Raw genomic sequence first — 18,891 nt, forward strand, 5'->3', positions numbered from 1 at the left:
GTTATTCCAGAAAGAACTTAGAGACTATCTGAAAAGTCCCATTGCTTCAAATGTTATTTTCTCCGGCACCTCAATCGCTTTCTTTTCTCCTCTTTCCTGCCCTCTATACATGGATGTTCAGGTGGAGCGCAGTCCGTTAATGATTTCTTCCAGGAGGAGAAGTGCACCTGAAATTCCCATATATGTTTTCGGGAGAAAGTGGATGTATCCTTCTTCCGGAAGGGTGATTTCGATGCCGGCTTTGCAGCAGCCTTTTGCTTTTAAAAGCTGAAGGGTAGGGCCGTTAGCAAAGGCAATATCAGCCGATTCAAGGGAAGGGTCCCTGTCCCAGACTTCGCAAAAGCCTTTTGCCTCCAGAAACGCCCGGAGAGATTCTGCTGCTTCGGGGTCGCTTCCGGGGAGCAGTTTTACTGCAAGGGGGGCCATACCGAGGTAGGAGTAAAGCCAGTGTGTAAGGGGGAAGGCAAGGGAGCTTTCAGCCCGGATTGAAAAACTGGCTCCTTTGGGAAGCCCTGAGAATGAATGGAAGCGCGAAATCTGTCGGTAACTGGCCTGCCTGGCTTTCCGGACTTCTGCAAGGGCCGGTGTGGGATCGATATTCAGGACAGCTGCAACTTCCCTCAGCAGGCTTTCATTCGCATCAAACCCGATGGGAGCCCCAAGTGAAGAAAATACGGCAGGGGTTCCGAAGCGTTCTTTGTACCATTCCGCAATTTTCCTGCCGTATTCGGGGAAAAGGACGACATTACAGGCTGCATCGCCTGACTCCCGGATTTCTTCGAGGGAAGTTCCGGCAAGGAAAATGGCTCCGACTTCCAGGCCCAGGAAAGCAAGGAGCCGTTTCATTTCTGCAACTGATCCTTCCCAGTACTTGTGGAGCAGGGAAAGCCCTATCAGATTCACTTTTTTCGGGGAGCCCGGGCAATGGGAGGACTGGATTTTCAGGTGTTCGAGCAGGGCAAGGGCAACATTTTCAAAGCCCTGAGCTGCAGGAAGGGAAAAACCCGGGTTTTCCACCACAAAACAGCGGTCCTGCATCCCCGCCTTTTTGATTACACTTTCCAGGTCGTCTCCCACAAGGCTTGCTCCGGGGGAATTAATCACCATAAGCAAGCCTTTTTCTTTTGCGGCTATTGCTGCAAGCGCCCTTTCGAACTTTTCAAGTGAACCCCGGATGTAGTCTTCCCCGTCCAGGCAGGTGCAGGGGACCCTGGGTTGCCCGAAATAGAACTCGTCCTGGAACGCCAGAGGGTCATGGGAACTTTCCCTGGGAAACTGCCTGTCCGAGAGAAAACTGTGGTATAACTTACAGCCTGTAGGTCCGTTCAGGATCACGGCCGCGTCCCTGATCCCTTCGACCGCCAGGATAGAACCCGTAAAAGCGTCAGGGGAAAAAATCAACTTTCATCACCTCCATCGTACTTCCACCCCTCCACAACTGGCAGCCTGAGAAGTGTACTCCAGCGTTTTGCAAGTTCAAGCCCGCTCAGGAACCCTACCTGAGGGGAGAAGGGGATAGTATCGTAATGTACTCCGTCTTCGGGGACCGAAGGGGCATAATTCGAAAGGACCAGGTCCGGCATAAGGCTCCTGACATCCCTTGCCCTCTTTTCATCCGTGTAGTTCCTCTCAACCGGGAAGTCTTCGCAGGATAGGAGTTCCAGGCTTTTCTTTCCAAAAAACGAGGGCGAAACCCCAACCTTGACTATTTCCATTCCCAGGTCGCGGATCGTGTCCAGTATCCAGCCGATGTCCTCGGTGTAGCTCACCAGGAGTACGCGCTTTCCCGAGAGATGAGAGGTATATTTCCTAATCCCTGCTTTGTACACCTCTTCCTGTTCCTGCAGCAGGGAAGAGAGATCCTTTCCAGGAAGCAGGCGTGCTGCCAGGGCTTTTACCCAGAGGGAACTTTCCCGGAAACCCACAGGAAAGGGAAGCTCAAAAAATTCAAGCCCGAAACGCCCGGAAAGGTATGCCTGCAAGTCCCTGGTCTCGGGGTCGTCGCAGGCTATCAGGTTGATTTCCGCTTTTTTAAAAGAGCGAATGGAAATGGTGTCTGCCCTTTTTAAAAACCTGCAGTTGACCCTGTACCCCATCCTTTTGAGCAGCCCTTCTATCGTATGGAAGTGTTCCTCTTCCCTCAGGGAAAAACTCTTTTCTCCAATAATATTGACCAGGCCTTTTTCGGGCTTTACGGAAGGGTCAATCAGGTCAGCAACCCGTTTGTATCCCTCAAGTAGTCCGGTCGAAAAGTCTCCCGTAAGTACCCCTTCCACAGGGACCGGAATGACCCTTGCTCCGGGAAAACGGATTCTGGCTCTTGAAGCTGCCTCCTTTATATCGTCTCCTATGATCCCTCCTGGACAGGTGTTCACCACAAAGACCGTTTTCCAGCCTGCTGAAAGGGCTTCTTCGATTTTACTCTCAAGCTTTTCAAGTCCCCCAAATATTACATCTTTCTCCTCCATATCTGTCGTCAGGAGTCCAGGGATCTGCTTTACCTCACCTGCATTTATTCCGCCTCCCCTTAAAAACGAGCAGGCAAGGGCATCGGCTGTGATATGGGTGCAGCTCCTCGGCCCGTGCAGAACCGTGGCGGCATCATTAACCTGAAAAGTCGCAGTTACAGCCCCTGAAAAAGCACAGCCGTAAAGGGGTGGCCTGGAGGGAAGGGCATTAGGAGACAGTGTAGACACTTCTTCGGGGGTTCCTGTAGACTTTGTTTCGGGAATTCCGGAGGGGGTTTTTGTGGAACGTACGTTTCCCTGGTCGAGGGAATAAGGCTCTGTACCGGTTTTTTCATCGGGTACAGGACCCGTGCCGAATGGCTTTATGCGGGCAGGTTCTCTTTTTCCCAGCACCAGGGCTTCAAGCTCAAGGTCACCGAGGGGGTTGGCAGGGTGGAGCAGGCTCCGGTCTTTTTCCAGGGTTTCAACATACGCGGCCAGCTCCCTGAATATACATGCAGGAGCAGAGGCAGGAAAAACTTCGGCCAGGGTTTTTCCGGCTTTTTCAGCCTGAGAAAAGACCTCATCCCTGGGGATGGAGGCAAGCACAGGCAGCCCTACCGCCCGGGCAAAGGCAAAGACCCTTTCTTCTTCAGCAAAAAGCCCTCGCCTGTTGAAGATGATGCCTGCAACCCTGGGGGCTGCATCCTCAAAATTCCTGATCCCCCGGAGGATGTTGTTAGCTGCATACAGGGCCATATATTCCCCGGAGGTCACCAGAAAAACCGCATCAGCATATTCTTTCCTGAGGGGAACTGCAAACCCGCCGCAGACCACGTCCCCGAGCACGTCATAGAGGACGACGTCAAAGGAAGAAGCCCTGAGCCCCAGGCGTTTTAAGACCTCAAAACTGCTCAGAATCCCCCGACCCGCACAGCCAATCCCGGGTTTTGGGCCCCCTGCTTCCACGCAGGCAGTACCTCCGTAGCCTTCAAAGACCAGAGCTTCAAGCTGCTGCGCTTCCAAAGGAGTTTCGCGCATATAGTCCAGCACTGTGGGTATGCCAGCCCCTCCGAGAAGCAGGCGGGTGGAATCATGTTTAGGGTCGCAGCCGACCTGCAGAACCCGCTTTTTCAAATCGGCAAGGGCAGCCGAGAGGTTTGCAGAAACCGTGGACTTGCCTATGCCTCCCTTCCCATAGAGGGCAATCTGGATCACTTTTTTTCCTCCTTATGACTTCCTGAACTTAAAAGAGCAAAAACATGGGAAAAGAGAAATTGTTTTCCCTGTTTTGGTGGTCATACCTGAATTATCACTTATTAGTATGTAATTAATGATATGTTTGGTAATCATGCCGGAATTATCACTTACTGGTATATAATCAAAGTTGTGCTGGTGTTTTCGCTACAAGCAACGGGGGTATGTCTGCGTTATCGCTTCAAATTCAGTTAAAGTTTACATTTCGACCCCCCTCTCAAAAATAAGGTGATTTTTGTAACAACTGGCCAAACTTATTGAACCAGATATGAGCACATGCTCAACAAAATCAATGATTTTAACTTGAATCCCACAATGTTCAAAAAAACAGTTTAAATTTGGAAAACAAATTAAAAATTTAGGCATATATAAAGAGAAATAGAAAAGTATACGTAATTAATATGGAAGCAAGAGCAAAATTAGTAATAAACTGTGTGAATAAAAAAATTAAGTTGTGTTTTTTTGGAGGGGGTCGAAATGTAAATTAAAGGAGATATAATTCTCTTTCAAATCACGACAACGTTTTTGCCTAATTTACCTGCAGCTTCCACAAATTCTGTTGTATCCACACCAGGAAATGTATCTATAATACAAATATCAAATTTTTTATCTAAATAATTCGCTAATTCTCTTACGTCCATATTATAAACTTCAAACCTGTCTCCGAATGCTATTAATTCATCTTCACTGCCTGAAAGTTTGACTGGAAATCCATTAGCTTCCAAATTAACCAAAGTAGTTTCTATTGCAGGGTTCCATATATCATTAAAAACAACCTTTCGTGCACCTGCTTTAAGGCATGCGATTCCTAAAGTACCAGGGCCACATGTACAATCAAGAACAGTCGGCTTATCATAATCTTTCAAGGCTTTTTCAAGTATCTCTATTTTGGGCGATTTTACCTGTGGGAACTCGATGTGAATTTCACGCTGATATTTGTATGTTCCTAAAGCACCGTAAGGAGTCTGTACAATATCACATCTCAGATCGCATCCGGCAAGAAGTTCATATACATGAGGGTTAGAATCAGAATCTTTTACGCCCACAGTTTTTCTTATATCTCCCTTTAAAACTCCTCTAACTTCCTCAACTTCCTTTATAATTCTTTCAGCACATCTTTTATCCACTTCATTAGATAATATTACTAAACAACCCTTGGGCAAATAGGGAACAGTATCAGTTGGATAGCCAGGAGTCACAAGAGGAACACATGAGTTCCTTAAATTGGCTTTTTTATCTTTTATTCCTTCATCGATCATTATTTTTAGCACGTGAGCCATTACAATATCAAGTTGCCTCTTCCCACATCTACAACTTCCAAAATAGTTATCTATTTCATCTAAATTAATCTGTTCTGCTAGAGGCGAGAATTTCTTTATTTTTTCGGTTTTGCAATCTTTGCATGGTTTGTAGAATAATTCAATGTCTTTTAGCGCTTCCGAAATAGGCTTTATGCATCTATCTCCACACCTACACCTCATTTCCATATACTAAAATATAGAATATTTTGTATAAGTACTATGTTATTTTTTATCAATTCTGTATTTCATTTCAGATTCACTTAAAAATAACCAATTTTTTGACCTCTCGGAGGTTATCAAAAAAGAAAACATTACAAGAAAACATTACAAGAAAACAGTAAAAACAGTAAAAAAACATTACAAAAAAACAGTAAAAACAGTAAAAAAACATTAACAAGAAAACATCAAAAAAACATTAACAAGAAAACATTACAAGAAAACATTAACAAGAAAACATTGAAAATATGAGGATACCTTTCACGATAGGTTATCAAACTCATATTAAATCTACATCTGGTCTTCATTTGATATTCTTCTAATCTGCTAATCTGCAAACCTGCACTTAGAAATCTGTACTTTCAACTTATTCTTCCGAGCCTTCCTCTATTTTTGCTCCAAGGCTGCGCATATCTTTAAAGAAGTCAGGGTAAGAAATCGATACAGACTCTGTTGTGTCAATTGTTGTATTTCCTGCAACTATTCCTGCTATTGAAAGAGCCATAACTATTCTGTGGTCATCCCAGCCATGCACTGATGCTCCACGCAGTTTTCCGCCGGTAATGGTCAGGCTGTCTCTTTCCTCTTTAAGGTCTACCCCTAGCTTCGGAAGTTCGGTTGCGAGGGCTCGCAGGCGGTCCGTTTCCTTATATCGGACATGTTCGGCATTTACAATCCTGCTAGTCCCTTCGGCAACTGCAGCCAGAACAGCAACAGTAGGGACAAGGTCAGGAGTTGCTCCGGCGTCAAAAGTTGTAGCTTTTAATTGTCTTCCTCCTCTGACGGTCACATTGCCTGCTTCTTTATCCCAGGTAATATCTGCTCCCATCTGTCTCAGGATTTCAATGATTACCTTATCCCCCTGTTTTGAGGGAAAGAGGTTCTTGACTGTAACCTCAGACCCACTCGTCATAGCTGCGGCTGCAAGGAGGTAGGATGCAGAGGAAAAGTCGCCGGGAACAGTATAATCTTTGAAATCATACTTCTGTTTTCCCGGGATTATGAATCTGGTGCCATTACTGTCATCGACATGAACTTTAATGCCTGCCAGTTCAAGCATTTCAAGGGTTACATCCACATAAGGTCTGGACTTAAGTTTTCCTGTAATAGAAAGAGTGGTACTGTTTTCGGCAAGCGGGCAGGTTATTAGAAGGGCTGAGATAAACTGGGAACTGATAGAGCCGTCAATGCTCGCATCCTGTCCCTTAAGTCCGCCTTTTACGACAAGTGGAGCTCTCTCGTTTCCTCGAGTGGAACAGGCTTTTACTCCCAATTGATTGAGAACTTCAAGAAGAGGGCCGTTTGGCCGGGTACGAAGAGAGGCGTCTCCGGTTAGCACTGTAATTCCATCAGTAAGTGCTGCTACTGCGGTCATAAAGCGAAGAGTTGTCCCTGAATTTGCAGCATCAATTACATCGTCCGGGACATTGGGTTTCCCATTAATTCCGTGGATAATAAGCCTGTCTTCTTCCCTCTCAACCGAGGCCCCAAACATCTCGGAAGCCCGGACTGTGGCAAGTGTATCGGCCGAAATCAGGGGACGCCTGACGGTTGATTCTTTTGAAAGAGCTGCCAGGGTTACAGCCCTGTGAGTGTAGCTCTTTGAAGGTGGGGCAAAGACTTCCCCTTTGATCGAGGATTTGTCAATAGAAACACGCATATGTACCAGATCTCTTCTATTTCTTATTTGGTTTTTTCATGAGATTCAGGTGCTTACTTCTAGCTTCTGAATAACCTTTTTACAACGCTGCTAATAACTTGAACAGAATTGAATATTTTGAATATGATTTAAAGTCGGTTTAGAACTCAATTTAAAACTCAGTTTAAAGCTCAATTTAGAATTCAGTTTAAAGCTCAATTTGGAACTCAGTTTAAAGTTCAATTTAAAACTTAGTTTAAAGCTCAATTTAGAACTCAGTTAACCCCTTTTACGATATTTTCTGCCATATCCCAGTCATGATCATAAATATGTGCTGAGATACTGATAGTTGTAATCGTTCCGGGTTTTGTTCCTACCCTATCAGCCACGTACTCCAGGAGTTTCGAGAGCCCGTAAAGGTTTGCCGGATAGGCTCCCCCAAAGTCGTGGCTTCTGAAGAGAGTTGTGAGGTGTATCTTTCCATCTCTTATTTTAAAGTCGTCGAGCATCATGCAGGGAACTTCATTAACTTTTGTATCTACAGGAGGAATCCAGGTAACTGCGATTGCTCGTCTGGAAGTAGGATTTTGCTGTAGCTTTTCGATCACATAATCTATTTGATCTACTTTTCCATGCCAGTTCCTAAGGCGCTGTCCGTATGTGTATTCAAAGTCCTGTGTATTTTCTCCTGAGATCAGTTGTTTTGCATACTCTTCAAGCCTTTCTTCATTCCAGGCAGTCTCATGCGGGATTCTGTCAGTGTAGGGGTCTTCAATTATGATCATCAAATCCATAAATTCCCTGATCTGGCTTCCTCTTTCATCTGTAATAACCTGTCCGTGATTCTGGATGATGTTAAGCCCGCGGTACCATGCATCAGAGATAGTTTTTGCTCTGATAATCCTGCCAATTTCGAATCTGTCTTCCATTGAAAATTCCCCGATAAAATCAGAATAGGGTGTGCACAATTGATATCCTGATCCGAAATATCTCAAATCCAGCGCTTTGATCAATGTCTCTAATTTTTGGGATTTTTCGGACAACATTTTCCCATAGCTAAATATGGCACAATATTCTACATAGGTAGTTATTTATTCTTTTTTCTTTATTCACCACTTTCTTTTATAAGTGCTTTCTCCAAGATCTAATTCAAAATCTCACTGTGTATATTGATAGCATATATCATACCAGATTTAAAAAAATTCCGGGTAAAAAAGGATATGGAAATTCCGGGTAAATAAAGGACATGGAAATTCCAGGCAAATAAAGGACATGGAAATTCCGGGTAAATAAAGGACATGGAAATTCCGGGTAAATAAAGGACATGGAAATTCCGGGTAAATAAAGGACATGGAAATTCCGGGTAAATAAAGGACATGGAAATTCCGGGTAAATAAAGGACATGGAAATTCCGGACAAAAAATATGGAAATGAGAGTAAATAAAATCTAAAGAAAAAAAGCAGTTGGATATAAACTGAATTAAAATCCGGATAAAACAAAATCTGAATAACAGGATCAAGATTAAAAACCTGGAAAACTAAAGAAAAAAAGTATGAATAAAAGAATTAAAAAATAAAGATCTGAGAAATATTCTCAGAACCTCATCGCTTTAAGACGCCTTACCCTTTCATCGGTTGCTGGGTGAGTGCTAAAGAGAGACTGAATTGCTCCTCCTTTTAATGGATTGACAATAAACATATGGGCGCTGCTTTCTTGTGCCTGCACGTCTGAAACTCTCGGACTGTAGTGAGAGTTCCCATATTCGAGTTTTTCAAGGGCACTGGCAAGAGCCCAGGGTTTTCTGGATATGCTGGCTCCTTCCGCATCGGCTGCATATTCTCTTGACCTTGAGATTGCAAGCTGAATCAAAGTTGCAGCAATAGGCGCTACAAAGATCATTACAATGAGGCCTATGATTCCTCCGTTGTCATCATCCCTGCCGCCCAAGCCACCGAAAATTGCAGCTATCTGTGCCCAGTGGGCAAGCATTGTGACAACACCTGCAAGGGTTGCAGCTATAGCACTTATCAGGGTATCCCTGTTCTTCACATGTGCGAGCTCGTGTGCCAGCACACCTTCCATTTCTTCATAAGAGAGTAGATGAAGAATTCCGGTTGTAGCAGCCACAGCCGCATGCTCTGGGTTTCTCCCGGTTGCAAAGGCGTTTGGCATTCCGGACTCTACGATATACACTTTAGGCTTTGGGATTCCTGCTTTCATGGCCAGTCCATCGACGATCTTGTGCAGGTTTGGAGCTTCCGCAGGTGAAACTTCCTTTGCCCTGTACATTTTGAGTACGATTTTGTCGCTGTACCAGTAACTTCCAAGATTCATAATTATTGCAAGCAGGAATGCGATAATCATTCCGCCCGTACCCCAGTGGCTTCCTATCAGAACCATGAGGCCTGTAAGGGTGGCAAGCAAAATTGTAGTTTTAAGCATGTTCTTCATGACTTCTCACACGACGTCCTCCCAGGCTAATGTCTGGGTTTTCGGTCTTTGATTCTTGTTTCTGGACTTATTTTTATAAATTAAGCAGATTAGAATCAGTTTTATATCACCTGAATACAGATATATATTTATTCTCCTGCAAGCGCAGGTTATCACATTTGTGTTATTTCGATTTCCTTATTTATCCTGAATCAATTTAAAATTCTCCTAAAAGGCAACTTAATCTTCAAATTGGGAAATCTCATTCAAGAAATTATATTTTCCTCTGGAATCTCCCCCTCTCAAAGCTTACATCAATAACTAATATCTCTTTTTTGATATATTTACATTTGCATGTTTCAAATATTTAGTTTGAAATCAAACTATTATTGTGACTTCAAGTATATGTATCTATTGAAGAACTGTTTTCAAAACTCAAAATTATTTCTTTGAATCCCATATTCCGAATAATTAATTGTTTTTTGATCACAAAAATAGTTTTGAAACTGTATCTATTTACGTGGCCCTTATTCAATTTCAAAAATTGCTTCTCCTCAAAATATCGCTTTCCAGTAAAACACCGTAAAATCCAAACCTTTATACCTTTTCCTTTCCCAAAAACTCCTCATGTCCTCTTCAGGCATCACGCTTCCTCTCAAAACGGAACATTCTATTAAAGACCGTCTCTACTGGAATTTCTTAAACGTGATACCTTTCCTGATCGGTTCAATAGGGATCGCCAGAGATTCGCTCAAGTGGATAGCGGTTTACATAGGAATAGCCCTTTTTTTCTTCCTGGTTATAGAACTCCGATTCGCATGTACTCATTGTTTTTACTATATCCGGAGTAAAGGCTGCGTAAAGTGCATGATGCTTCCTGGAGTACCAAAACTTTTTAAAGATCGTCCCGGACCTCACAGCCGTTTTGAAAAGATTATTACTGTTCTTGGGGCTTTGTCCGTGTTTCTTTTTCCGGTTTACTGGCTTATCAGTGACCCTCTACTTCTGGGAGCTTATATTGTTGCCTGGATACTGTTTTTTCTGACAGCCCATCGGTATGAATGTGTAAGATGCATTAACTTTGAGTGTCCTGTGAATCGGGTGCCGGATAAAATCAAAAAAGATTTTAAAAAGAGAGGTAACCTCTCAGATAACTTTGATCTCTCTGGCAATGTATTTCGGGTATCAGGCTCAAATAGATGCGTTTCCCTTAAAATAAAACATGAATTTAAGGACTTTCTCTACTGGTACTTCGTAACGCTGATTCTTCTATTTTCGGCGGGACTTGCAATTGGTATTTACTCAACAGGGTGGGTACTTGCCTATCTTTTCTTAGTCTTCTTTCACTTTTATGTCCTGGAACAGCGTTTTTTCTGCACCCATTGCCCTTACTATGCAATGAGTGAGAAAAAAGTGAGATGCATGATGAATTGGGGTTGGCCGAAACATTTCAGGCCCAGGCCGTATCCTCCAGGAAAATTCGATCTCGCCATTACCAGTCTTGGGTTCATGGCCGTGATTATCTTTCCGCTTCCCTGGCTTTTGAAAGAACCGTTTCTATTGGGTGCTTACCTGGTTTCTATTTCGATTTTCTTGCTAACGATATGGAGGTATGAGTGCTGCCGCTGTATCTATTTTGGATGTCCTTTTAACAGGGTTTCGGCTGAAGTGAAGAATGAATTCGAGAGGATAAGAGAGTTGAGTGTGAGTTTGAAGAATATTAAATTGTAAGGTTGAGGAAGAAGGTCAGATAGCAAGTTTAGAAAATTCTTTGTTAATAATAATGGACTTGAGCCAGGTTTCTCCGGATAGCGCGTCTGTACTTTACTGCAGGGTAACCGAAAATGACCACTATTCCCGGTTGGTTTCGGATATTGATTCCGTACTTTTCTTTTACTTCCTTGCCCCCACTTTTCAGCATTGGACCAATGGTTCCTATCATGCAGCTTCCAAGGCCCAGGGTTTCGGCAGCAAGCATTGCATAGGTGGCTGTGATAAGTGGATCTGCGGGATCAGCATAAGGAGAAACATGGAAGTACATCGCAAGGGGTGCTTCGTAGAGCAGGTAATCAGTGTTTTCTTTTCTCATTTCTTCAAAGGCTTCAATAGCCGGATACATGAATTTGTCAACAACTTCATACTCTTCTCTCTTCATGAAAGGCCGCATCAGGAGAAGTACGGGTTTCGAAAATATCCATTTCTGGCTTTTTATAAGCTTTAACATGTCATCGGAAAATTCCCTTACTTTTTCTTTTCCTTTTATAACCAGGACCTCAACATCTGAAGGTGGAATTCCCATGGGCGCCGTGCTTGCTGCTGCCAGGATCTTGTCTATTTTTTCCTGTTCAACTCCTCTATCCTCGAATTCCCGGACGCTGCGCCTGGCAAGCATGAGAGCCATAAGTTCCTCGTACCCTGCGCGGGTCTCTTCCACTGGAATATCCATAAAGGAAGTCTGGGTTATGTCTCTTCCTTCAACCGCAATGGCTCCTGTTGGGCAAACTGCAACACAGTGCCCACAGCCGATGCAGCCGAAATAGCGGGTTTGGTCGATCTTTACTTTGTTATTTTCAAGGTAGAGAGGGGCTCCTTTGCAGACTTTAACACAGAGGCCGCAGGCCTTACATTTTTCATAATCTATCCTGATAGTTGCGGTTTCAGAGTACCTGGCTGTAGGGATGGCCATATATTTTTTTCTGAACAACTGTTATAAAAATCTTTGGTTAAATGAAGTTGACTGGAAATGAAAGTTTTTTCCCGTCGGTCTGGATGTCTACTTCAAGGATTTGGGAAATATGTTAGTTGCATAACGTGTGAAACCTTTTTTAAATTAACTTCTCCAGTCTATGGGATATCTATTTATACTATAACACGGTAATTTACTTCCGTAGTTCAAGTGTCAAATCCTGGACTACCACAAAATAAATGGAGTTTCAGAAATGAAAGACGCAACCCTTAAGACTTCTTCCAAACCCGTTTTGCATGGGTTTTTGTTAAGTAACGGAATGTTTATCACACCAGCGGAAATGAAAATTATGGAAAGCCTTGGGGTTGTCCGGTCAACAAAAATCTGAATTCCATAAATAAACCCAGAAATAAACCGGAAAAAGACATATGTTTGGACAGGCCAAATAACTTTTCGGAAACAATCTGTAATAATGCCTTAAAAAGTTTTGATTCCCTCAGTAACTCTACAAAAGTCTCGATCTGTTAAGTAATGTAAAGATTCAAAAAACCTCAGAAGAACACCCTTTGAAAACCAAACAAAAGTGACTCCCATAAATCAGCGAAACCTCCAATCCCTGCACAAGTCTATAAAAAGCTGGAGAAGTTGTAAATAATATTGATTTCCTCCATAAGCTAATTCACTCAAAAAACGTGGACTCTTAGTCAACGAGACCAGAAAAACGGATTGAATAATTTACTGATAGATCCTATTTGCCTGTTCTCTTCTGTCCTTTCCGGTTGAAGTTTTTCACTATCTACTTTTATCGATTTCTCTTTAGCAATCTCTCTTTAGTAATCTCTCTTTAGTAATCTCTCTTTAGTAATCTCTCTTTAGTAATCTTTCTTTTGCAATGTTTCCTTATTCGGAGAATCATATAAGTTTTAAGTTTACATGGTTCCTGTGTGTACTTCGCCTGTAAAACCTTGTTTGTGGTCTTTCAAATTTTTTTCAGGTTTTATTGCGCCTCCAATCTAACACTATGAAATGGAGTAACTTTATGAAGTAAAATAACTTATAATTCGTGCAAGGAAAGAGTGAAAACCATGAAAGTTGCCTGCATCCAGATGAATATCTCCCTTTGTTCAAAAAAGGAAAACCTTGAGCGTGCCCTCTCCCTGGCAGAAGAAGCGGTTTCGAAAGAAGCTGAACTGCTTGCATTTCCGGAAGTCTTCTCCACCGGTTTTTGTTATGACCACATAGCTGAGCTAGCTGAAACTGCTTCCGGTCCTACTATTGGAGCCTTATGTGATTTTTCAAAGGAATATGATTGTATCCTTGCAGGGTCGATGATAGAACAGAGAGTAGGCTCAGAATTCAGTAATGAAATGAATATTCCTCCTCAGTTCAACCTGGGGTTCTGCATTGAGTCCGGAAAGCTAGCTGGCATCCACCGAAAAACCCAGCTTTATGGTCTTGAAAAAGAATATTTTGCACTTGGAGAAGATATACATCCTATTCGGCTGAAAAAGTATGGTCTCTCCATGGGGCTTATGGTATGTAACGAAATCCGGTATCCGGAAGTTTCCCGAAAACTTGCCCTTGAAGGAGCGGATTTTCTGGTTTCAGCTTCTGACATGCCTGATTTTTATATCTATCCCTGGCGCATTATGTCCCTTTCTCGAGCAATTGAAAACCAACTGCTACATATCGCCTGTAACAGAGCGGGAAATGATAGGTTTTCAACTTATCCAGGCAGATCTTTTATTGCCGATGGATGGGGCCGGGTTCTGGCAGAAGCCGGAAAGGAAGAGTGTGCTCTAATCGGGGAAATCGATCTCGAAGAGTTAAAAGAGATCAGACAAACTGGTTCCATCATAGAGGATCGGAGACCTGAGATTTATTAATTCAGGATTGAGTTAATACACATTTAGAAGACCCTTTTTGAAGAATAAATCCTGAATTAGGGTTAGAATTAGGGTTAGAACGAGGATTTGAATGAGGATTTGAATGAGGATTTGAATGAGGATTAGAAGAGCTCAGGTTATGAAATCAACTGAATACTTTATCAAGAAACGTAAGATTAGTTAAAATGTAATAAAAAGGTGAACCCTGTAGGGTTACCCTTTCAGTTCTTTAATTATCAGTTCGCGTGCAGTTTTTGCGTCTGCCGTACCTTTTGTCTTTTTCATGACCTGTCCCACAAGGAAGTTCAGTGATTTCTCCGTGCCTCCAAGATAGTCCTGTACTGCAGCTTCGTTTTCGGCGATTGTTTCGGCAATTGCTTTAGTCACCAGGTTGTCTTCAGCTTTGAAAAGACCTTTTTCTTCGATAATCTGGGACGGGGTCTTTTCCTCCACAGTGTCCAGCATAGTTCGAATGACTTCAACGGCAGCCCGATCACTGATTTTACCTTCGGCAAAAATATTGACCAGTTCTACCATAGCCGAAACCTTGATAGAATTCTTTATCTCCGGGTCTTTTGCATGGATAAAACCTATTCTCTCCCCGTCATAAGAAGAGATTACAAGGTCACGGTAATTTAATTCCCCAAGGAAGACATCAGCCGTCCAGGTAGCTGCAATCTTCGAGTCCACTCCTTTTGCACAGACGCCTTCATAGAAGTCAGCAAGCATAATCTTTGATGTAAGAGACTTTGCATGCATATCTGTAATTCCGTACTGATCTATGAAACGAGCACGTTTTGCATCCGGAAGTTCAGGGAGAGTTTCCTTAATTTCAGGGATCCAATCGGTAATGCGCATAGGCATAAGGTCAGGTTCTCGGAAGTAACGATAGTCCTCAGCTTCCTCTTTTGTCCTCATTGAGAGCGTTACACCTCTACCTTCATCGAAGTGGCGAGTCTCCTGTGAGATTTTTCCTCCACGACGGATTACATTCTTCTGTCGCATAATCTCATAGAGAAGAGCTTTTTCAACTCCTTTATGCGAGGAGATGTTCTTAACCTCAACACGGGTACCCCAGTGGACTGAAACGTTTGCATCCACACGCATTGCTCCTTCAAGATTGCCGTCAAAAACATCCAGATACTCAAGGATATTCCTAAACTTATCAAGGAACCTTCTAGCTTCTTTGGGGCTGCGCATATCAGGTTCTGTAACAGTCTCAATCAGAGGCACGCCTGATCTGTTATAATCGATAAGGACACCTTTTGACTTCTCTATACTTCCGATGTGCACAAGTTTGCCGGGATCTTCTTCCATATGGGCTCTTGTGATCCCTACTGTATATTCTCCGTCTTCTCCTTCAATTACGACTTTTCCATTGCTTACGATTGGAAAATCATACTGCGTGATCTGGTAACCTTTGGGAAGATCAGGGTAGAAATAGTTCTTTCTGTGGAACTGTGTCTCTTCTGCAATCTCTCCTTCAAGGGCAAGCCCTACTTTAATTGCGGCTTCAACTGTTTTTTTGTTCAGAACCGGAAGTGTTCCCGGAAGGCCCAGACAGATTGGACAGGTGTGAGTGTTTGGGGCTGCATTATGATAGTCTGTAGAGCAACCGCAAAACATCTTGGTCTTAAGTTTATTAAGCTGGATATGGATCTCAAGCCCGATTCTTACTCCGTCAGGATTTTGATAGACCATTTATGCCACCTCCGGAGGTCTCTTTGTGTGATAATCAGTATTTTGCTCGAAAGTATATGCTGCACGCAGCACAGCAGGCTCGTCAAATGGCTTGCCCATTATCTGAAGCCCTATTGGGAGGCCGTCAGTGAAACCGCAGGGCACTGAAAGTGAAGGTACTCCTGCAAGATTGATCGGGCAGGTATTCACGTCAGAAAGGTAGAGAGTAAGCGGGTCTTCAATCTTTTCTCCTATCTTAAAAGCAGGGTTTGGCATAGTTGGAGCCATAAGCACATCAACTTTTGAAAGAGCCTTGTCAAAGTCCTGCTTCACAAGAGTTCTGACTTTCAGGGCTTTTAAATAATACTTGTCATGATAGCCTGCTGAAAGGGCATAGGTTCCAAGGAGAATTCTTCTTTTCACTTCTGTCCCAAAACCCTCAGCTCTTGTTTTTGAAACCATGGCGTGCCAGTTTTCACCGCTTGCTCTATATCCCTGGCGTGTCCCGTCAAATCTTGCAAGGTTTGAGGATGCTTCACTCATTGCAATGATATAATATGAAGCAAGGGCATATTTTATATGAGGCATAGAAACCTCTTCCCAGGACGCTCCGAGATCTTCGCATTTGTGTATGGCATTCCAGACAGCTTTTTCAACATCTGGATGGATACCTTCCCCGAAAAACTCTTTCGGAACCCCTATTTTAAGTCCTTTTACATCATTGACAAGAGCTTTCTGATATTCGGTTTTACTGTCAATTGAAGTCGAATCCTTACGGTCATAACCGGCTATAACATCCATAAGCACTGCAATGTCTGTCACATTGTTTGCAAGAGGTCCGACCTGTTCAAGAGAGTTTGCATAAGCCACTACTCCATATCTGGACACGGCTCCGTATGTCGGTTTAAGTCCAACAACTCCACAGAAAGCTGCAGGGCAGCGTACAGATCCTCCTGTATCAGATCCGAGGGCAAAAGGAGCTTCTCCTGCTGCAACGGCTGCTGCACTGCCACCTGAAGACCCACCTGGTACTCTTTCAAGGTCCCATGGGTTTGCAGTCGGCCCAAAGTAGCTGGTTTCAGTAGAAGAACCCATTGCAAACTCATCCATGTTGGTCTTTCCTAGAATCACCGCGCCTGCAGCGAGAAGCTTTTCAATAACATGAGCATTGAATGGCGGGATATAGTCCTCAAGAATTTTCGAACCGCAACTGTTTGGCAGTCCAACTATGGAAATATTATCTTTTATTGCAATTGGCACGCCTGCAAGCGGGCCATCGTGCCCCTCGGCATCAATTTTCTTCGCCTGCTCAAGAGCTTTTTCAGAGACCGTTATATAACCATTAATTTTGCTCTTTCCTATAGCTTCGAGGTACTGAGCTGTTACTTCTTCGGCTGAGCTTTCCTCAATTTTCTCTTTTACCTGTGCAACACTCATCCATTTTGCCATTAAAACCACTCCTCAGCCTATCTTTGGAACCCTGAAGGCTCCGTCCTGTTTGTGTTCGGTGTTTTCAAGAACAACTTCCTGCGGGAGACATTCTTCCACCACATCATCCCTGAACACGTTATAAATCTTAGCCACGTGGTATGTGGGAGCTATATCTTCAGTCGGCAACTCGTCAAGCTGTCCGAAATACCCCAGCACTGAATTAAGTTTTTCCATGTATTCAACTGTTTCCTGTTCGCTAATATCAATGCGAGCAAGCCAGCCGATATGTTCTACATCTTCTTTTGTGATCATGAAAGTCCCTCAAAAATAGAATAATTCCGAATAAATACCGTTGGTTGCTGCATAATACAAATAGGTAATGGGATAAATATATGTTCATCCCGAGTTCTGTCTCGGGAGGACGGTGCCCTTTTCGTTCACTTCGTTCGCTCAAGAGGGCTGATTTATGGTCAAGAGAATCTGTTTATTCAATTTGCTAAGGAATGCTGTCTTATAAGGCAAAAGGAGTTTTTGAACTTGTGGTGGCAACGAGGTAGGTTTTTACTGGCTGCCGAATATATTTTTAAGGTCTTTACTTTTTTTGCCTTCTGTTGAGGTCATACATTTGGACTTTCTTCATTTTGGCGAGGTTGAGTACTCTTTCAAGTTCGTCGTCGGTAAGGTGTCGGGCTTCGATGTAACCGTTGTCTACGGCTTCATTGAATATTTCGTATCCCAGGGCTGAACGGGCAAGGACTGTAGTCCAGCTTCTGGGGCTGCCAACTCCGCCAAAAGATATATCTGAGTTTTCGGCAGTAAGGTCTGTACAGAAACGACAGGAAGAGCTTCTGTATTCATCAAATTCGCTGAGGTCGAAGATTTGTTGTTTTCCGTCCTTCAGAGTAACTTCAAACTTCCCTTTTCGAATTTTCATGGCATCTACATTTTCCAGCGTAATTCCATAACTTTCCAGTACTGCTTTAATTCCTTCATAGGAGAAGGTATCCATACAAAAGAGCCCGAGTTTGAGAACCTTTGCTCTCATGAAGAGATGTAGAAATCCATAGGAACTTTTCTGCATTTTAGTGACTGCATCAATATTACAGCTCGTCCCTACGAACGCAATGCTGTTCATTCCCTGTTTAATTGCACTCATCAGAGCTTCAAGCGTCATTGAGTGAGAATAGATGCTGCCGCTACTCTCAAGGACCTCTTCCCTTGTCTTTGCAACTACTGGTATAGGTTTCCAGGGCTCTTCCTTTGAGCGAGTAGTAACCACGGCAGAGTCAATTAAACCCTCATCAAGGGCATACAAAAGCAGAGATGTCACAACTCCTCCATCCTGTCCCCTTATTTCGGGAATAGCAGATCTTGCTGCATATGCGAAGCGGAAGCTCCCTATAAGTCCCTCCTCTGTGGTGATGGTTCTCGGACACTGGTAGTAGCAGACCCCACAGGCTTTACAGGGGCCTACCAGTTTTGGTGCGCCGTCCTCTATCGTAATATACTCACAACTCGCTGCGCAGGCTCCACATAGAGTACATATTCCTGGTTTTATAATGTCCTTTTTTAACTTTCCAAAGGAAATCCTCTCTTTCTCACTAAGATTCCGTTTGAGCCGGATTACACTTTTTTCTAGAGCATCGAATTTCTGTTTGCATTCGGGACTGCAGAAATAATAGCTCTTTCCCCCATAATCTGAGAAATACTCAGTATTGTCAGATATTATTTTTTTACAAATAGGATCCAGCGGCATTGAAAGCCTCCGATGCAGGTTACACGAAAACTTCAGGAAATACCATAAGTGCAATCAAATGCGTAACTCCCAAACGAATTTGATGCTGGCCTTAAAGAATATTGATCTTGTCCAATCAAATCAATAATTAATAAAAATAGTCTATAATTGATATAAATCTT

14 protein-coding genes are annotated in these 18,891 nt (G+C 43.2%); 3 read left to right on the forward strand and 11 right to left on the reverse strand.

Annotation, left to right across the window (positions count from 1 at the left end; genetic code table 11):
* Positions 1-117 precede the first annotated feature (117 nt).
* The 6 genes from FXW07_RS00950 to htpX form a co-directional block, all read right to left on the reverse strand.
* A complete protein-coding gene (locus tag FXW07_RS00950) occupies positions 118-1,401 on the reverse strand; it encodes a nitrogenase component 1 (RefSeq protein WP_229393342.1) in 1,284 nt (427 codons plus the stop codon).
* Positions 1,398-3,665, reverse strand: coding sequence for a nitrogenase component 1 (locus tag FXW07_RS19475; RefSeq protein WP_229393343.1), 2,268 nt, complete (start codon positions 3,663-3,665; stop codon positions 1,398-1,400). The genes FXW07_RS00950 and FXW07_RS19475 overlap by 4 nt, the downstream gene beginning before the upstream one ends.
* 545 nt (positions 3,666-4,210) lie before the next feature.
* Complete coding sequence (locus tag FXW07_RS00960) at positions 4,211-5,191, reverse strand: 50S ribosomal protein L11 methyltransferase (RefSeq protein ID WP_229393344.1); 981 nt, start codon at positions 5,189-5,191, stop codon at positions 4,211-4,213.
* 397 nt (positions 5,192-5,588) lie between these two features.
* A complete protein-coding gene (aroA, locus tag FXW07_RS00965) occupies positions 5,589-6,881 on the reverse strand; it encodes a 3-phosphoshikimate 1-carboxyvinyltransferase (RefSeq protein ID WP_229393345.1) in 1,293 nt (430 codons plus the stop codon).
* 254 nt (positions 6,882-7,135) lie between these two features.
* The gene (locus FXW07_RS00970) at positions 7,136-7,789 is read right to left on the reverse strand and encodes a thymidylate synthase (protein ID WP_048123264.1); all 654 of its coding nucleotides are present in this window, start codon (positions 7,787-7,789) and stop codon (positions 7,136-7,138) included.
* A 665-nt stretch (positions 7,790-8,454) separates the two neighbouring features.
* Positions 8,455-9,312, reverse strand: coding sequence for a zinc metalloprotease HtpX (gene htpX, locus FXW07_RS00975; protein WP_229393346.1), 858 nt, complete (start codon positions 9,310-9,312; stop codon positions 8,455-8,457).
* Between the two features lie 606 nt (positions 9,313-9,918).
* On the opposite strand from htpX, the gene FXW07_RS00980 reads away from it, so the two are divergent.
* A complete protein-coding gene (locus tag FXW07_RS00980) occupies positions 9,919-11,022 on the forward strand; it encodes a hypothetical protein (RefSeq protein WP_229393347.1) in 1,104 nt (367 codons plus the stop codon).
* Between the two features lie 43 nt (positions 11,023-11,065).
* Here the strand turns inward: FXW07_RS00980 and FXW07_RS00985 are convergent, their stop codons facing one another.
* Positions 11,066-11,977 (reverse strand): nitroreductase family protein, encoded by a 912-nt coding sequence (locus FXW07_RS00985; RefSeq protein WP_229393348.1) that lies wholly within the window; start codon positions 11,975-11,977, stop codon positions 11,066-11,068.
* A gap of 253 nt (positions 11,978-12,230) precedes the next feature.
* Between FXW07_RS00985 and FXW07_RS19170 the strand changes: the two genes are divergently transcribed.
* Both FXW07_RS19170 and FXW07_RS00990 read left to right on the forward strand, forming a co-directional pair.
* Complete coding sequence (locus FXW07_RS19170; protein ID WP_255678521.1) at positions 12,231-12,365, forward strand: hypothetical protein; 135 nt, start codon at positions 12,231-12,233, stop codon at positions 12,363-12,365.
* A 697-nt stretch (positions 12,366-13,062) separates the two neighbouring features.
* Positions 13,063-13,863 (forward strand): nitrilase-related carbon-nitrogen hydrolase, encoded by an 801-nt coding sequence (locus tag FXW07_RS00990; RefSeq protein ID WP_229393349.1) that lies wholly within the window; start codon positions 13,063-13,065, stop codon positions 13,861-13,863.
* 213 nt (positions 13,864-14,076) lie between these two features.
* Here FXW07_RS00990 and gatB read toward each other — a convergent pair whose 3' ends face one another.
* The 4 genes from gatB to FXW07_RS01010 form a co-directional block, all read right to left on the reverse strand.
* Positions 14,077-15,564: an Asp-tRNA(Asn)/Glu-tRNA(Gln) amidotransferase subunit GatB gene (gene gatB / locus FXW07_RS00995; RefSeq protein ID WP_229393350.1), complete on the reverse strand. Its 1,488-nt coding sequence runs from the start codon at positions 15,562-15,564 to the stop codon at positions 14,077-14,079.
* Positions 15,565-16,992, reverse strand: coding sequence for an Asp-tRNA(Asn)/Glu-tRNA(Gln) amidotransferase subunit GatA (gene gatA, locus FXW07_RS01000; RefSeq protein WP_229393351.1), 1,428 nt, complete (start codon positions 16,990-16,992; stop codon positions 15,565-15,567).
* A 12-nt stretch (positions 16,993-17,004) separates the two neighbouring features.
* Entirely contained in the window at positions 17,005-17,286 is a 282-nt protein-coding gene (gatC, locus tag FXW07_RS01005) for an Asp-tRNA(Asn)/Glu-tRNA(Gln) amidotransferase subunit GatC (RefSeq protein WP_229393352.1), read from the reverse strand.
* Positions 17,287-17,566: 280 nt separating this feature from the next.
* Positions 17,567-18,730: a Coenzyme F420 hydrogenase/dehydrogenase, beta subunit C-terminal domain gene (locus FXW07_RS01010; RefSeq protein WP_229393353.1), complete on the reverse strand. Its 1,164-nt coding sequence runs from the start codon at positions 18,728-18,730 to the stop codon at positions 17,567-17,569.
* Between the last annotated feature and the right edge of the window lie 161 nt (positions 18,731-18,891).

The sequence above is a fragment of the Methanosarcina sp. DH1 genome (assembly GCF_020804205.1).
Taxonomy (GTDB): Archaea; Halobacteriota; Methanosarcinia; order Methanosarcinales; family Methanosarcinaceae; genus Methanosarcina; species Methanosarcina vacuolata.

Coding starts and splice junctions, on each gene's coding strand:
- gatC (WP_229393352.1), bottom strand. CDS start 17,286: ATGATCACAAAAGAAGATGTAGAACATATCGGCTGGCTTGCTCGCATT.
- FXW07_RS00985 (WP_229393348.1), bottom strand. CDS start 11,977: ATGGCCATCCCTACAGCCAGGTACTCTGAAACCGCAACTATCAGGATA.
- FXW07_RS00960 (WP_229393344.1), bottom strand. CDS start 5,191: ATGGAAATGAGGTGTAGGTGTGGAGATAGATGCATAAAGCCTATTTCG.
- gatB (WP_229393350.1), bottom strand. CDS start 15,564: ATGGTCTATCAAAATCCTGACGGAGTAAGAATCGGGCTTGAGATCCAT.
- gatA (WP_229393351.1), bottom strand. CDS start 16,992: ATGGCAAAATGGATGAGTGTTGCACAGGTAAAAGAGAAAATTGAGGAA.
- FXW07_RS00980 (WP_229393347.1), top strand. CDS start 9,919: ATGTCCTCTTCAGGCATCACGCTTCCTCTCAAAACGGAACATTCTATT.
- aroA (WP_229393345.1), bottom strand. CDS start 6,881: ATGCGTGTTTCTATTGACAAATCCTCGATCAAAGGGGAAGTCTTTGCC.
- FXW07_RS00990 (WP_229393349.1), top strand. CDS start 13,063: ATGAAAGTTGCCTGCATCCAGATGAATATCTCCCTTTGTTCAAAAAAG.
- htpX (WP_229393346.1), bottom strand. CDS start 9,312: ATGAAGAACATGCTTAAAACTACAATTTTGCTTGCCACCCTTACAGGC.
- FXW07_RS01010 (WP_229393353.1), bottom strand. CDS start 18,730: ATGCCGCTGGATCCTATTTGTAAAAAAATAATATCTGACAATACTGAG.
- FXW07_RS00970 (WP_048123264.1), bottom strand. CDS start 7,789: ATGGAAGACAGATTCGAAATTGGCAGGATTATCAGAGCAAAAACTATC.
- FXW07_RS19170 (WP_255678521.1), top strand. CDS start 12,231: ATGAAAGACGCAACCCTTAAGACTTCTTCCAAACCCGTTTTGCATGGG.